Raw genomic sequence first — 14749 nt, forward strand, 5'->3', positions numbered from 1 at the left:
CCGACACCACGTATGCTCTCCCTTGCGTCTCCGCTTGTTTGAGTTTACCTGCTTTTAGTGGCAGGATGGTGCCGGGCTTCCCCGGTTAAGTCTGCTTACCTGAACTTGAACGCATCCGTCCTAACCTCCCAGGTTATCCAGCTTTCGGGCTTTCCCACTTTGTGCAAGGTTACCCACCTGATAGGCCAACGCCGGTTCGCTTGCGCTATGTTCCAAGTTCCCCCTTCAGCTTCCTTCAGACCCCACCGTTGCCAGTGACGCCCTTGCCTACGGGTTGTCTTCCCGCTGGTTAGGTGACAGGGTTTCTTTCAACCCATCGGCTCGGCAGACATGCCGGGCGAACACAAAAAGCCGGCCCCGTTCATGGCACCGGCTTTTTTACCCTTAAGCATTATCATATAGAATTTCCCCGACCCCGCTGCCCTTTTTACCTTTCAATTGCGCCTTCCCGTCAACCCGCATAAGGCGCAATCCGTTGGCAATCACCAGTAGTGCCGCTCCGGTGTCGGCAAAGACCGCCATCCAGAGGTTGGTGACACCCCAGAAGGTGCCTGCAATAAACAAGGCTTTAACCAGCAGGGCAAAGGTGATATTTTGCTTGATTATCTTCAGCGCCCGCCGGCTGAGGTCCATGGCATAGGGCAGTTTGGTCAAGTCGTCCGCCATTAGTGTTATATCCGCGGTTTCCAGTGCAGTATCCGTTCCGACGCCCCCCATGGCAATACCTATATTGGCCGTGGCCAAAGCCGGCGCATCATTGATCCCGTCGCCCACCATGGCCACTTTACCGTACCGGCCCTGTAATTCCTTGATCGCCCTTTGCTTGTCCTCGGGCAGCAATTCAGCCTTGAAACCGTCCAGGCCCAGTTCGGCGGCAATGGCCCGGGCAGTGCCGGTATTATCACCGGTAAGCATGACAATCCTTTGAATACCGGCCGCCCGCAACCCCTGTACAGTCACGCCGCCATTTTCGCGCACCCGGTCCGCCACAGCGATAATCCCCATAATTTCATCGCCGGAGCCCACCAGCATGGCTGTCTTGCCTTCATTTTGCAGCCCGGTTACAATATTACGCACCGTGGCAATATCCAACCCCAAACCGGCAAAAAGCCCGGGGTTGCCTATATAATACGGCCGGCCGTTGATTATCGCACCGGCCCCCTTGCCTGTGATGGACTGGAATTCCACGCTATCCGGTACGGTCACTCCCGTGCGCCCGGCATACCGGATGATAGCCAGGGCCAGCGGGTGCTGGGACCTTTTCTCCACCGCCGCGGCAATACCAAGCACATCCATTTCGACGTGGCCGCCCACTGCGATTACATCCGTCACTTCCGGCCGCCCCTCGGTCAGGGTGCCGGTTTTATCGAGGGCCACCACCTTTAATGCGCCGGCCTCCTCCAGGTACGCGCCGCCCTTGATCAAGACACCCCGCCGGGCGGCGCTGCCGATGGCCGAAACGATGGACACGGGAGTGGAAATAACCAGGGCGCAGGGACAGGCGATAACCAGCAAAATCAAGGCCCTTTCCAGCCAGGGTTTGAAAGGCAGCCCCAGCGCCAGGGTTGGTATGACCGTAACGGCTACTGCCATGGCAATAACCGCCGGCGTATAATATTTGGCAAACACATCCACAAATTGCTGGGACGGCGCCCTTTGCGCCTGGGCCTCCTCCACCATGTTGACTATCCTGGCCAGTGTAGTGTCCCGGGCCTGCCTGGTAACCGCAATTTCCAGGGCGCCTTCTTCGTTAATAGTCCCGGCGAATACTTCGTCACCCGGTTTTTTCGCCACCGGCATTGATTCCCCCGTAATGGGCGCCTGGTTGACCATGGATACACCTTCAACCACTTTACCGTCCACGGCTATTTTTTCACCCGGTTTGACAATAACAATATCGCCAACCACTATAACCTCCACCGGCAGTTTAATCTCCCGGCCGCCCCGTCTCACTAGCGCCTCCCGGGGCGCAAGTTCCATCAGCGCCCGGATGGAACGCCTGGTTTTATCCATGCTGTAAGCCTGCAGCATGTTGCCCAGGGCAAAAAGGAACACCACCGTAGCCCCCTCGGCCCATTCCCCGATGGCCGCGGCGCCAATGGCCGCTACACTCATCAGCACATTCATATCCAGGCTCAAGGATTTGACGGAATAAAGCGCGCTTCGAGCAACGAAAAAACCTCCCGAGAGCATGGTTGCCAGAAAGAACCCCACAACCACCCGGTCCGGTGCATTTAACAAGGCGGCTGAAAATCCCGCCAGTAAAAAGAGCCCGGAAAGCACGGTGAGCATCAATTTGCGATCATGCCACAGTAGTTTTTCTTCTCTGGCTTGGCCCGCCTCGGCCAGTTCAGCCCCGTAACCGGCTTCCTCCACCGCCCGGATGATCTCATCCACACCCACCGTATGCCGGGCAACCAACCGAGAAGCTCCGAAATTAACCTCAACCCGCTCCACCCCGGCAATTTTGGCCAATTTTTTCTCCAGCCTGGCCGCACAGTCCGCACAATCCAATCCCTCCAGGCGCAGAATGTGCAGTTGTTCTCCCTCGCTTGGCAACCGATTGCAAGAGCAATGCTGTCCATTACATTCCGTCATTACATTAACCTCCATCACGCGTTATTTTATTCTGTTTCGCCATGTCCCCGTTTATAATGCTGCAGCCCGGCTGGACAACCAAAATCATTACCCAAATCCATATTTAAATAGTTGTTTGAATGTTATAATATATCGGTTTTAAGTTTCTGTAAAGACGTTTTTCAACAATAATTTCAACTACCTATCAACAATTATAAATATGCCCGTACCACCAACGGTTACGGGCATTATATTCTGCACATACTAAGTTTGGAGGTGCATTATATGCGTTTAATAGCCAGGTTACCCAACAAAGATCAGGTGGGTTTTCTTGTTGACTCCCTGCGCAACGCCGGGTTTGACCGCAAGGACATGATTATCAGCGACCTTGGTAAAGCTGAGAAACAACGCCGGGATGATCCCGAAGAAGTAGCCGATGAACTGGCCTTTGTAAAAACGGAACGTGAAGGCCTATGGGAAACAGGCGCTTATGCCGATGGAATAAAAGGACTTGAACCCGGCAAGCGGGGTATAATCGTGGCCGTAAAAACCCCCAAACACGAGTCTGACAGAGTCAGGGCCATTATGGAGCAATCAGGCGCGGCGGAAATTATTCAGGACTGAACAATACCACACCCGAGGCGGAATCGGGCAGCAACCGCCCCTCCCCGGAGAAATAAACATGTATAGAGAAAAAAATTTTGATAACCCTTTGCTAACAGAGGCTCTGGCCAAATTACGAATGGCGCAAAACTTCTTTAATAACGCCAGTACACCGGATATGATAGACGCGGCCATCTACGAGTTAAACGTCGCCGAGATGCATCTTCGGGCCGTTATCAAGCGGGCCCGGAATGGCGGCGATGATCTTACCGATTAATCCGTTACATTTTAGCAAATACTCTCTGCAAATGTCGTTTATTTGACAGAATGTGTGAACAAGGCATATTAAAATGATTATAACAAATATAAAAAAACTTCTCCTTCCCATATACCCCTTCTAGGTAATCGCCCCCTTTACGGGGCTTTTTGCTTTTATGCATGATATAAAAGAAAAAAACGCCCCGCAGGGCGAATCAAATATTATTAGTTTCAGCGTCATTAAATACAGTGGTTTTTGCTTTCTTTTTACCTATTTTTGTCTGCTTGCTCTTTATTTGTTTACCCGGGGTTATCACCGTTGTTTCTTCGTGAAATTTCCTTTCAGATTCAGACAAACTAAACCCTCCTTTATTAATAATGCTTCAAATAGTATGCTTCAAAATAACCGGATTATTGCAGGTTTTCCTGCTTTTTTTTAAAAAGTTATTTTTCGAGCAACCCTGGGGTTTTGTGCACTCCAGAGGTGCTCGATGTCTGACAATTTGTATTTATAGCAACGGCGTCTCCCGTTTCTGCTTTATTAGCTGACCGTCCAAAAAGGGAAAAACGCTGCTGCCGCAGAAATTTATCTTCAAATTGACTTTGGAGAGGATACACTTATGGCTACATCAATGAATATTTTAATTGCTGACGATGAACCTAGAATGACAAAACTCGTATCTGATTTTCTAAAGAAGGAAGGCCACAATGTTTTTGTGGCCGAGAATGGTCGACAAGCATTGGATATTTTTTATGACCAGCACATAGACCTGGTTATTCTGGATGTTATGATGCCGGAATATGACGGTTGGGCTGTGTGCAGGGAAATACGCAAGACATCTCAAGTACCCATCATTATGCTGACGGCCCGGTCCGAAGAAGCGGATGAATTGTTCGGGTTCGAACTGGGGGCGGATGAATATGTAACCAAGCCCTTCAGCCCTAAAATACTGGTGGCAAGGGTTCAAGCCTTACTGAGAAGGGTAGCGGAACATAAAAATCTTAGCATCACCGTAGACGGATTGGAGATAGATGTAAACGGCCGGTCTGTAACTGTTGACGGAATACCACTGGACTTAAGCATGAAGGAGTTTGAGTTGTTACTTTACCTGGTAAATAACGAAGGCACGGCATTAAACCGAGAGCAGATCTTGAATGCGGTCTGGGGTTATGATTATTTTGGGGACGCCAGGACCGTCGACACTCATATAAAAAAACTCAGGCAAAAACTTGGTGATAAAGGCTCCTTTATTAAAACAATTCGCGGGCTAGGGTATAAATTTGAGGTGAAATCATGAAGTTAACTATCAGAAAGAAACTATTTTGGGGAATGACCGGGTTGATTATGCTGTTCGTAGCCTTGTCACAGTTTCTGAACAGCCAGTTTCTTGAAGACTATTACGTTTCAGAGAAAAAGAAACAATTATTGGATATCTACGGTGATATTAATAACATATATCAAGGAGACCCGGAAACGATTTCTTTGGAACTGGAAAAATTGGAGCTAATCACTGGGATTCATATTGTTATCTTTAATTCAAATCAGAAACCAAAATATCGTTTGCGAAGGATACCTGAAGAACCACCTCTAGATTTCTATACTGTCCCTCCGCCACAACTTACGGATCTACAGGATTCAAATCCTCCACCTCCAAGTCCCGAAAGGAAGCAGGGCTTTGAAAAAAAACTTATACAGATGAATGAGGATCAACTTAAAGAAGGTAAGGTAGTAATTAATCTTTCTAAAGATCCAAGAATTCAGACTTACTTCATTAGTTTAACAACGAAACTGAACAATGGAGATTACCTGATTCTCAGCACCCCTTTTGCTTCCATCAGTGAAAGCGTGCAGATAGCGAATCGTTTCTTTTTATTTACAGGATTATTGATTTTTATTATTGGAAGTATCGTTATTTATTTTTTGGCCAAGAAACTAACCATGCCTATATTAAAATTAAACGAGATCGCTCATAGAATGGCCAAACTGGATTTTAGCCAAAAATACCAGGTTGAATCTACCGATGAAGTTGGTCAGTTGGGCGAGAGCATTAATTCGTTATCCACCCAACTGCATGCTGCAATCTCTGAATTAACTGAGGCGAATCAAAAGCTGTTGAAAGATATTGAGCGGGAACGTAGAATTGACGAAATGCGAAGGGAGTTTATCTCCAGTGTCTCCCACGAACTAAAAACACCCATCTCTTTAATCCAGGGTTACGCTGAAGGATTAAAGGAAAATGTGAACGAGGACGAAGAGAATAAGAACTTCTATTGCGATGTAATTGTGGATGAAGCCAATAAGATGGGTAAATTGGTAGGGGAGTTACTGGATCTGTCCCAGATAGAAGCTGGTACTTTTAAGTTGGATAAAAGCAATTTTGAAATATCCCGGCTTGTCGCAAAAGTAATGGAAAAATATAAGCCAATTTTTTTAGAGAAGGAACTTAACTGCACACTGCAAGAAGAACCAGGATTAATTGTATCCGCCGACCGGTTTCGTACCGAACAAATAATTGTTAATTACCTCAACAACGCCATTAATCATGTCGATCAACAAAAGATAATTACCATATCTATTAAATCTGTCCAAAACAAAGCCCGTGTATCGGTTTATAATTCAGGTCGTCCTATTTCTCCGGAATTATTAGATAAAATATGGGAGAGTTTTTATAAAGTGGACAAAGCCCGGACAAGGGCTTACGGAGGGACCGGACTGGGATTATCCATTGTCAGAGCTATTCAAGAGATGGATAACAACCGGTACGGAGTGTTGAACAGAGACGGTGGAGTAGAATTCTGGTTTGAACTGGACATCGCTGCTTAAACATAAAGGGGACTGGCTCCGGTAAAAGGGGACTGGCTCCGATTCGTTTTGTGAATCGGTGCCTGTCCCCTTTTTGCTTTTTAGTTAGATGCCGGACTCTTAGACGGTTGGGTAATTATCATATTTTTTCGTAAAGACTTCACTGGCTGTTCACACCATGTTCACATTGGCTGTCTATAATAACCAGAAGCCAACCGCTATGACCATGAAACATGATGAATGAGAGGGGTAACATTACGATGAGACCGAGACAAGGTCAACGTTTCGATACGATTCTGATTTGCATTGCTTTACTATCCGCTTTCTTGAATATTTTCAACATCTGGAAGGATCAGTACGCCAACGCCTATTACACTGCAGCCGTAACCAGTATGCTGCAGAGCTGGCACAATTTTTTCTACGCTTCCTTTGATCCGGCCGGCTACGTTACGGTGGATAAACCGCCGGTCGCGTTTTGGGTTCAGACGGTATTCGCCTATATCTTCGGGGTGCACGGATGGAGCGTAATTCTCCCGCAGGCTTTGGCCGGCGTCGGATCCGTTTTGCTGATGTATGTTCTGGTCAAGCCAACTTTCGGTCAAACGGCTGCCCGATTCGCAAGCCTGATTATGGCCTGTACACCAATCGCTGTGGCGGTGAGCCGGACGAATAATATTGACAGCTTATTGGTATTTACGCTCCTCCTGGCCACCTGGATGTTGTTCCGGGGGATCCGCAATCAGAAGCTGGCTTGGCTGCTTGGAGCCTTTGCCATGATCGGTGTCGGCTTTAATATGAAGATGCTGCAGGCTTACATGGTCGTACCGGCTTTTTACGTTTTTTACCTGCTTGCTTTCAAGAGCCAGTGGAAAAAGAAACTGGCCATCCTGGCGGCGGCAACAGTGATCATGGTCGGCGTTACCTTGTCCTGGGCGGTAGTCGTCGATTCGATCCCACAGGAAAACCGGCCCTACATCGGAAGCAGTCAAACGAACTCCGTATTGGAACTGGCCTTCGGCTATAACGGGATATCCCGCCTGAAGGGAATGAATAGGGGCCCCGGAGCAGCGCCCAACCAGAAGCAAATGCCGCCGGATGGAAACAATATGCCCCACTTGCAGCAAATGCCGCAGGATAGGAACAACAGGCCGGGAGGCTTCGGTCCGGACGGTAATGGCAGACCAGTCCCAATGCCCGGCGGGGACGGACCGCCAGGACAAAGGGGCGGGGGTATGTTCGGTACCGGTAAGCCAGGTCCGCTGCGCCTTTTCCAGTCCGAACTATCCGGCCAAGCCAGCTGGCTGCTGCCCTTTGTAGCCTTCACCGGCGTCGGTTTGCTGGCAGGCCTGCGCCGCAGAAGGCCGCTCGCTGATAAACAAAAAGAAACCTTGTTCTGGCTGGCCTGGTTGCTCCCGGCGATGGCATTTTTCAGCGCAGCGGGCTTCTTCCATCACTATTACCTGATCATGCTCGCCCCCCCCATTGCGGCGCTGGCCGGAGCAGGCTGGGTAGAGCTTTGGTGCCAATACCGTGACAGAGAAGGCTGGAAAAGGTGGCTGCTGCCGGCGGGCCTGCTGGCTACCACAGCTTTTGAACTGGTTGTGCTACAACCCTATCAAAAGCAAATCGGCATGGGCTGGTCCATCGGGATCGGAGCCGCAGGAATCGGGTTATCGCTGGTCTTATTCCTGGCCGCAAAGAAACAGACGCTGGCTTCGATGGCTGCCATGGCCGGGATGCTGGTATTGCTGGTGGCGCCATTGTACTGGGCGGCTACTCCGCTGCTGTACGGTGACAACAGCATGCTGCCGCAGGCCGGACCGAAACAACAGGGGTTCGGCCAAAGACATGGTATGGGGGGCGGGCCGAACTTTGGCATCAATGATAAATTACTTGAATATGTAACCGAGAATAATACGGGGGAAACGTACCTTTTTGCCACCACTGATTCCCACACGGCCCAGTCTTATATCATTGATACCGGTAAAGCCGTTATGGCTATGGGCGGTTTTAGTGGTTCCGACCCCATTCTCACGGTGGAGAAATTGAAACAAATGGTGGCCAACAAAGAAGTGAAATTTTTCCTGATTCCTTCATCCGGTTCCGGCAGAGGCGGAGGCGGCAGCAGCGAAGTACTGGATTGGATCCGTACCAACAGCACGGAGGTTCCCAAAGAAGAGTGGCAATCGAACTCTGACCAGGGTGGTCCTCAAGGTGGTCCCATGGGAATGGGGAACAATGAGACATTATACAGAATCAACGACTAACGTGCGGTGTGATTTGAACCTCATCTAATCATAACCAGAAGCTGCGCATGTAAAAAATAAGCCTTTTATTTAAAGGCTAAGGAGTTGAGACTATGAACTCTGAAGTGGCCTACTCAATTGTCGTTCCGGTTTTTAACGAAGAAGAAGTCATCTCAGTCACTTATGAAAGATTAAAGAAAGTGATGGACACAACAGGAAAGCCTTACGAATTATTGTTTGTGAATGACGGCAGCGCGGATAGAACGGCTCAAATTCTCAGCGCAATTTGCCAAAAAGACACCAATGTAAAACTCATTAATTTCTCCAGAAACTTTGGGCACCAGATTGCCATCAGTGCAGGCATGGACAATGCCCTGGGGCAGGCCGTTGTGGTCATCGACGCGGACCTGCAGGACCCGCCTGAGATCATTTTGCAAATGATTGAGAAATGGAAGGAAGGTTATGAGGTTGTTTACGCCACGCGAAAAAAGCGCAAAGGGGAAACTTTCTTTAAAAAATGGACGGCAGCAGTATTTTACAGGTTACTAAGATCCATGACGGATGTTAATATCCCGGTGGATACCGGCGATTTCAGATTGATTGATCGCAAGGTCTGCAACGTTATGAAAAATATTAAAGAGAAGAACCGGTTTGTACGGGGTCTGGTCAGTTGGGCCGGTTTTCGCCAAACGGCCGTTGAATACGTTCGGGAGGAGCGCTTTGCCGGAGAGACCAAATACCCGCTTTGCAAAATGATTAAATTATCCCTGGATGCGATGACCTCCTTTTCTCACAAGCCGCTTAAACTGGCAATCTACCTGGGGTTTTTATTTTCGTCCTTGAGCTTCCTCTATTTACTTTTTGCGATCTTTGAAAGGCTTTTTACATCGTATACCGTGCCCGGCTGGACATCCATTATGGCAACCAGTTTATTTTTCAACGGCATAATCTTAATCATTTTAGGGATCATCGGCGAGTATATCGGCCGGATTTACGATGAGACCAAAAACAGACCGCTCTATATTATCGGCAGCAAAGAGGGTTTCGGCAGAGGAGGGGAATCCTGTGAATAGCAGTGTTATGGCGATAAAACAAAACGCCCGCTCACTAGTTCTCTTTTCCCTGGTGGGTCTGTTAAATACGCTCATTGATTATCTTGTTTTTTTCCTTCTATACCACTGGTTTCACGACTATTACCTTGCGGTTCAGGTGGTTGCTTACTCCTGTGGGATGTTAAACAGTTATCTGCTTAACAAGTATTGGACCTTTCAAAAGAAAAATGTACCAGGCAGAGCGGAAGTCTTGAAATTTATTACGGTCAACGCTCTGGCCCTCTCGGTATCATCCGTTTCCCTTTATGTTGTAAGCCATAACTTTGGCTTAAATATGTTCATCTGCAAAACAATCGCCACGGGAATGTCCCTGGTTGTGAATTATATCGGCAGCAAATTTTGGGTGTTTAAAGATGAAAAGTATTTCTACGCGAGGTGATAACGATGAAGATTCGCAAGGCCGTTATTCCTGAAGCAGGCCTTGGTACCCGGTTTCTGCCCGCGACAAAGGCCCAGCCCAAGGATATGCTTCCGATTGTTGATAAACCCTCCATTCAGTTTATTGTTGAAGAAGCCGTTGCCTCGGGCATCGAACATATCCTGATCGTTACGGGTCGAAACAAACATGCCATCGAAGATCATTTTGACAAATCCTTTGAGCTTAGAAGCAATTCTGGAAGAGACAGGCAAGACTGAAATGCTGCAAACAGTGAGGCAAATCTCCATTATGGCAGATGTCCAGTATATCAGGCAAAAGGAACTCCTGGGGCTTGGTCATGCGGTATTATGCGCGAGAAAATTTGTGGGTGATGAGCCCTTTGCAGTACTGCTGGGGGATGATGTTATTCAGTCAGAACCCCCGGGTTTGCTTCAAATGATAAACGCATATAATCAATTCCAGACTTCGTTTGAATATCTTGGTTTGCGGTGGGGCGAGTTACATAGGCAGTCATGTTGTGAGGCAACTCCGAAATAAGGGATACGAGGTGCCGGCGCTTGATAACCTGGTCAACGGCCACTTATCTGCCATTGGCGACACTCCCTTTGTACAGGCAGATATCATTGACAAACGGGCTTTAAAACAAGTGTTTTATCAGTAATTCTTTGTCCAAGACATTTTGTTTAACCATTTTAAACCATTCCCTTAACAGGGAATTAGGCCGTTTTGATCCAATATTGCTTCGCCCTGGGGTCCGGTGAGGATATTAATAAATTCCTGGGCTAATTCCTTTTGATTTGAGTTTTTAGGTATCGCAACGGAAAATTCTATTGGAGCGCCTACAATTTCCATCTCCAGACCGGGGTAGTTACCTTCAACGGTTACTATTGCCTGGGCATAATAATCCGCCAGGCGGGGGTCACTTAAGTTAATTTCGGGAGGAAACTGTATATATTCCATATCCATTTGCTTAGCAACGGAAAGGTATTCAAAACCATAATCAATCTTACCCTGCAATAAAGCTATAGCTATATCAATAGATTTAGGATAAAGATTACTCCAATTATTTTCCAGTAGATTATATAAACCCGGCCTGTTGTAATATTTCTCAGCCAACTGCCAGAGCATCAGTGTGCGGTATCCGCACGGGTCTAAGCGGTGGTCGGAGCGCGCATATTTAATGTATCCTTCCCCCAATAAAATATCCATCCAATTATGATTATTGATTTCTTGGCTTCCATGTGAAAACTCATCAAAAGCCAGCACCATTTGGTCGGTGGCAAATACAAAAGAGGTATCTACGAATTTGGGAATTAGGATATCATTAAATACTTTGTAATCCGCCAGGGCAATGATATCCACCACTTTACCTTGTGCCACGGCATTTGCACAGGCCCTGGATCCTGCATAGTCAAGCTCTACTTTCAGGTCAGGGTATTTTTGCCAAAGTATATGTATACATTCTTTAATTGGCTTTCTTAGCGCACCGGCATGAAGTATTTTAAGTGCATCCATATCAGTTTTCACTAAAATTGCCCCTTTCTTCCATTTCTTTGAAGGTGATTAAAAAATCTTCAATTTGCCTTTTTTGGTGCTCCAGCTTGATCACCGCTTCTTTTAAAGCCTTAAATCCCAGCATGGTAATTTCGTACTGTCTTCTGGCAGGCCCAGCTTCTGATGTCTCCCATTTGGACTTGATAAATCCTTCACTTTCCATACGCCTTAAATACCTATAAATAGTACCAGGCTCAACAACTTCGGTGGGATCCATAGCCTTGAAGTTTTGAATAAGCTCGTAACCGTGTGCTGGTTTCTGGTAAATAAGCAATAGTAATGTAGGTTGAATCATTTTATCCAGGGTAATACCGGTGCCATTTTTAGTTTTATTGGTAGCCATTGCAGCCTCCTAACTTACGCAACATTATAGAAATAATCAATATGGCAACCCCCTTGGAGAAAGGTTTCCATTATTGTGTCGGTATCAATTAAACAGGGATTAAAAATAATTATTATCTGTTTGGTTTCTAAATCTAGAATTACCAGTGCAAGGCCTTTCTGGCGTATTATATCTATGCAACCGGATAACCGAGAAACCTTATTTAATTGAATTAACATTTTTTCCATAGTTTTACCCCCGATCGCAAAAATAAGTTTCATACCTATATGCGCACTGCACATACTTTATTTATATACATACTACCAGTTTAATTATATCTCTGCAAGTAATTTTATTTTTGTTAAAACAAAGTTTACTTAATTCAATTAAAACTGAGTGGTGGTACCACCACTCTCATTTAAAGCCTTAAAGATTGCGAAAAATCATTCCTTAACCTGTTGCCTAGTTTACTGGGGATAATTGGGTTAATTGGTTTAATGCTTGCATTGGTACTGATTGTGTATTCCACAACCGATGTGTATATACCCTGCTTTATTTTGTGCTATCAAGGTGGATTTTTGATTCAAAAGTTTAACCAGACTTTAAAAAGGGATATAATATTAAAAAGGTAAAATCGGAGGTGGATTAGTATGAGCATAAATAAAATGTCATACAAAGGGCAAATAGTCATACCAAAACAACTACGAGAAAAGTATGGACTCAAACCTGAGTGTAGCGTTAGAATTACGGAAATTGACGGCCATATAGCTATAATACCGCTTCTTGATGACCCTATTAAAGATACCCGGGGAATACTAAAAAAGAAATATCCTGAAAAGACTGTAACAACCGATGAAATGATAAAGGAATATCGAAAAGAAGAAAAGATGCTGGAATCCCGCCGGGAGGCCAAATCATAATGGAAAGTTATGTACTTGATGCCTACGCTGTTCTTGGGTATTTTTTGGACGAGCCTTGTGCAGACTCCGTTGCCGAGATTTTAGAACTTGCCAGAAGAAACGAGATTAGACTGTATATGTCCTGGATTAACCTGGGTGAAGTTTATTATATGATTCAGCGCAGATATGGAAGAAAAGAAGCGATTACCCTTATTGAAAATGTAAAAGCCTGGCCGATTGAATTAGTTGATGCTTCAAATGAGCAGGCAATCGCCGCCAGTGATGTTAAAGCGAAATTTCCATTGTCTTTGGGAGACTCATACGCAGCAGCCCTAACTATACAGGTACAAGGTATTCTTTTAACTGCAGATAATGAATTTCACCCACTGGAAAACAAATTAATTAAAGTAAAATGGTTGGCCAAGCACCGATAGAATACAAACATTTATGGTAAGATCGTTTATAGGCATAAAAAAATTTAGGCGGAGATTAGGCGGCAAAATACAAAAGGCTAAATTTGCATCCCACAATATTTGTAGTTTATATAAGCTACATAGCATATATGCACCAGGCATTAGGTGGAGGCAGAAGAGGAGTGCCTTCAATTCATGCATTATGTCCCTATGGAGGACTGGAAAGTTTTTATGGGGCATTTACATCAGGTACATTTATTCAAAAAATATTCTCCGGCACTCTGGTTCTTTTTGTTATTTCAATTATTCTTGCAATCATATTTAGAAGGGGCTTTCGCGGTCTTATTTGTCCCTTTGGAGCAATCCAGGAATTCTTTGTTTAAAAAAAAGTAAGATCATCATTCTACAATTTAAGGTCTTTATCATTAAAATTAATCCAATAAATAATATTTATTGGATTAATTAAATAACTTTATGGTAATATGTTTTTGGGGAGAAAGGGGATGGTCCCCCCGCGGGCTGCAAACCCGTTGGCCTGCCTGCAACCCAGGTGGGAGTCCGGTTCGATTCCGACTTCTCCCCTCCAAATTCAGTATTTAGATATCTACGGGCCATTAGCTCAATTGGTAGAGCAGGCGACTCTTAATCGTCAGGTTTGGGGTTCGATTCCCTAATGGCCCACCAAAGGGAGTTCCTTTTGCAGGAACTCCTTTTTAGAATTACATGGAAGTGATGTTTAGTGCATGAGGAACTTAATAAGATTAAATTAAAAATGAAGGCACTTGGTTTTTCCCAGCAGCAAATTGAAACTATTATTGAAAAGACCCTTTCCGGAAAACGCTGGGAAGAAATGAATGATTCAGAAAAGCAGCAAATACTACAATCTATGAATGAAAGAATTATTTTCGTAAGAAAGTTTCTTCAGTCTATTAGTTGTAATTCCTATTGTAAAAAAAATTCACTTCATAATTAACGGATGGCTTTCCTACCCTGCTTGCTGCACATTTTAAGGAAATTGGTTTCTCATTGATTCCCAGACTGGTTACGATACTTTGATTTTATTTGCCCGTGGGTAGGGGCAGACTTCCGATACCCATTGAGTCCCACCCTGGCCGGTGGCTGCCGGCCGCAGACAGGGCATGTCTGTGTTGTGTAACTCTCATCAATTTTGCTCAGGTCGATACCCAGGGCTGCCAGCTTGTATTAAGGTAGGCTAGCAGCAACCCGAACGGCCATTGGCTAATCTTTTGATTCTGCCGGCGGGAACGGCGTTTCTGCCTAAGGTTGCGTCTTGATCGCCTGGACTCACCTAAAAACATAACTTTTTAATATTGGATTTATTTCCATGCGCAGTTAATATTGTCAAGAAGCGCATTGTCCTAGCTTTTCATAACTTTCCGGACTCATGTAGTTTATTGAAGAATGCATCCTAACCCGGTTGTAGAATACTTCTATGTATTCAAACAAGTCCCGGCGTGCCTGGGCACGAGTCTTATATAGCCGATGGTAAACTAACTCCGTTTTGAGGGTGTGAAAAAAACTCTCCATTACAGCATTATCCCAACAGTTTCCTTTTCGGCTCA

19 protein-coding genes, 2 tRNA genes and 1 pseudogene are annotated in these 14749 nt (G+C 45.7%); 15 read left to right on the forward strand and 7 right to left on the reverse strand.

The genetic code is table 11. The annotated features are described in order from the left end of the window. Nucleotides 1-384: 384 nt before the first annotated feature. Nucleotides 385-2598 carry a heavy metal translocating P-type ATPase gene (locus tag BM299_RS17755; RefSeq protein WP_092487624.1) on the reverse strand — a complete coding sequence of 738 codons (2214 nt, stop codon included), beginning with the start codon at nucleotides 2596-2598 and terminating at the stop codon, nucleotides 385-387. Between the two features lie 264 nt (nucleotides 2599-2862). Between BM299_RS17755 and BM299_RS17760 the strand changes: the two genes are divergently transcribed. Together BM299_RS17760 and BM299_RS17765 are read left to right on the forward strand one after the other, a co-directional pair. Next, nucleotides 2863-3201: a hypothetical protein gene (locus BM299_RS17760; protein ID WP_092487627.1), complete on the forward strand. Its 339-nt coding sequence runs from the start codon at nucleotides 2863-2865 to the stop codon at nucleotides 3199-3201. Nucleotides 3202-3259: 58 nt separating this feature from the next. After that, nucleotides 3260-3457 (forward strand): hypothetical protein, encoded by a 198-nt coding sequence (locus BM299_RS17765; RefSeq protein ID WP_092487630.1) that lies wholly within the window; start codon nucleotides 3260-3262, stop codon nucleotides 3455-3457. A 196-nt stretch (nucleotides 3458-3653) separates the two neighbouring features. On the opposite strand, the gene BM299_RS19575 is transcribed toward BM299_RS17765, so the two are convergent. Beyond that, nucleotides 3654-3794, reverse strand: coding sequence for a hypothetical protein (locus BM299_RS19575; protein WP_165608424.1), 141 nt, complete (start codon nucleotides 3792-3794; stop codon nucleotides 3654-3656). A 264-nt stretch (nucleotides 3795-4058) separates the two neighbouring features. Here BM299_RS19575 and BM299_RS17770 point away from each other — a divergent pair, with 264 nt between their 5' ends. From BM299_RS17770 to BM299_RS17800, 7 genes and pseudogenes are all read left to right on the forward strand, one after another. After that, complete coding sequence (locus BM299_RS17770; RefSeq protein ID WP_092487633.1) at nucleotides 4059-4736, forward strand: response regulator transcription factor; 678 nt, start codon at nucleotides 4059-4061, stop codon at nucleotides 4734-4736. Then, the gene (locus tag BM299_RS17775) at nucleotides 4733-6262 is read left to right on the forward strand and encodes a sensor histidine kinase (protein WP_092487636.1); all 1530 of its coding nucleotides are present in this window, start codon (nucleotides 4733-4735) and stop codon (nucleotides 6260-6262) included. The genes BM299_RS17770 and BM299_RS17775 overlap by 4 nt, the downstream gene beginning before the upstream one ends. Before the next feature lie 239 nt (nucleotides 6263-6501). Continuing rightward, a complete protein-coding gene (locus tag BM299_RS17780; protein ID WP_165608425.1) occupies nucleotides 6502-8508 on the forward strand; it encodes a glycosyltransferase family 39 protein in 2007 nt (668 codons plus the stop codon). 92 nt (nucleotides 8509-8600) lie between these two features. Next, on the forward strand, nucleotides 8601-9560 hold the full coding sequence (locus BM299_RS17785) for a glycosyltransferase family 2 protein (RefSeq protein ID WP_092487639.1): 960 nt from the start codon (nucleotides 8601-8603) through the stop codon (nucleotides 9558-9560). Beyond that, complete coding sequence (locus tag BM299_RS17790; protein ID WP_092487642.1) at nucleotides 9553-9978, forward strand: GtrA family protein; 426 nt, start codon at nucleotides 9553-9555, stop codon at nucleotides 9976-9978. The genes BM299_RS17785 and BM299_RS17790 overlap by 8 nt, the downstream gene beginning before the upstream one ends. 5 nt (nucleotides 9979-9983) lie before the next feature. Beyond that, a pseudogene (locus BM299_RS17795) lies at nucleotides 9984-10446 on the forward strand (UTP--glucose-1-phosphate uridylyltransferase); the annotation flags it as partial. Between the two features lie 10 nt (nucleotides 10447-10456). Beyond that, on the forward strand, nucleotides 10457-10639 hold the full coding sequence (locus tag BM299_RS17800; RefSeq protein WP_425429503.1) for an NAD-dependent epimerase/dehydratase family protein: 183 nt from the start codon (nucleotides 10457-10459) through the stop codon (nucleotides 10637-10639). 44 nt (nucleotides 10640-10683) lie between these two features. Here the strand turns inward: BM299_RS17800 and BM299_RS17805 are convergent, their stop codons facing one another. From BM299_RS17805 to BM299_RS17815, 3 genes are read right to left on the reverse strand one after another with little or no spacing between them, the layout of a single operon-like run. Continuing rightward, entirely contained in the window at nucleotides 10684-11505 is an 822-nt protein-coding gene (locus tag BM299_RS17805) for an extracellular solute-binding protein (protein WP_245779849.1), read from the reverse strand. Next, nucleotides 11495-11875, reverse strand: coding sequence for a PadR family transcriptional regulator (locus tag BM299_RS17810; RefSeq protein ID WP_092487647.1), 381 nt, complete (start codon nucleotides 11873-11875; stop codon nucleotides 11495-11497). Before BM299_RS17810 ends, BM299_RS17805 begins: the two co-directional genes overlap by 11 nt. A gap of 14 nt (nucleotides 11876-11889) precedes the next feature. Then, complete coding sequence (locus BM299_RS17815; RefSeq protein WP_092487650.1) at nucleotides 11890-12102, reverse strand: hypothetical protein; 213 nt, start codon at nucleotides 12100-12102, stop codon at nucleotides 11890-11892. A 402-nt stretch (nucleotides 12103-12504) separates the two neighbouring features. Here BM299_RS17815 and BM299_RS17820 point away from each other — a divergent pair, with 402 nt between their 5' ends. From BM299_RS17820 to BM299_RS17840, 6 genes are all read left to right on the forward strand, one after another. Then, nucleotides 12505-12774: an AbrB/MazE/SpoVT family DNA-binding domain-containing protein gene (locus tag BM299_RS17820; protein ID WP_092487653.1), complete on the forward strand. Its 270-nt coding sequence runs from the start codon at nucleotides 12505-12507 to the stop codon at nucleotides 12772-12774. Next, nucleotides 12774-13187: a type II toxin-antitoxin system VapC family toxin gene (locus tag BM299_RS17825; protein WP_092487655.1), complete on the forward strand. Its 414-nt coding sequence runs from the start codon at nucleotides 12774-12776 to the stop codon at nucleotides 13185-13187. The genes BM299_RS17820 and BM299_RS17825 overlap by 1 nt, the downstream gene beginning before the upstream one ends. A gap of 83 nt (nucleotides 13188-13270) precedes the next feature. Then, entirely contained in the window at nucleotides 13271-13549 is a 279-nt protein-coding gene (locus BM299_RS17830; protein ID WP_245779850.1) for a 4Fe-4S binding protein, read from the forward strand. A 107-nt stretch (nucleotides 13550-13656) separates the two neighbouring features. Continuing rightward, nucleotides 13657-13752: transfer RNA gene (locus BM299_RS19580), tRNA-Cys, on the forward strand. Nucleotides 13753-13774: 22 nt separating this feature from the next. Then, nucleotides 13775-13850, forward strand: a tRNA-Lys gene (locus BM299_RS17835). A 55-nt stretch (nucleotides 13851-13905) separates the two neighbouring features. Next, nucleotides 13906-14139 (forward strand): hypothetical protein, encoded by a 234-nt coding sequence (locus tag BM299_RS17840; protein ID WP_092487658.1) that lies wholly within the window; start codon nucleotides 13906-13908, stop codon nucleotides 14137-14139. Between the two features lie 50 nt (nucleotides 14140-14189). On the opposite strand, the gene BM299_RS20530 is transcribed toward BM299_RS17840, so the two are convergent. Further along, complete coding sequence (locus BM299_RS20530; RefSeq protein WP_425429504.1) at nucleotides 14190-14363, reverse strand: zinc ribbon domain-containing protein; 174 nt, start codon at nucleotides 14361-14363, stop codon at nucleotides 14190-14192. A gap of 165 nt (nucleotides 14364-14528) precedes the next feature. Further along, a partial coding sequence (locus tag BM299_RS17845; RefSeq protein ID WP_165608426.1) for an IS3 family transposase occupies nucleotides 14529-14749 on the reverse strand: 221 nt, incomplete at its 5' end.

Source organism: Desulfoscipio geothermicus DSM 3669 (assembly GCF_900115975.1).
Lineage (GTDB): Bacteria > Bacillota > Desulfotomaculia > Desulfotomaculales > Desulfallaceae > Desulfoscipio > Desulfoscipio geothermicus.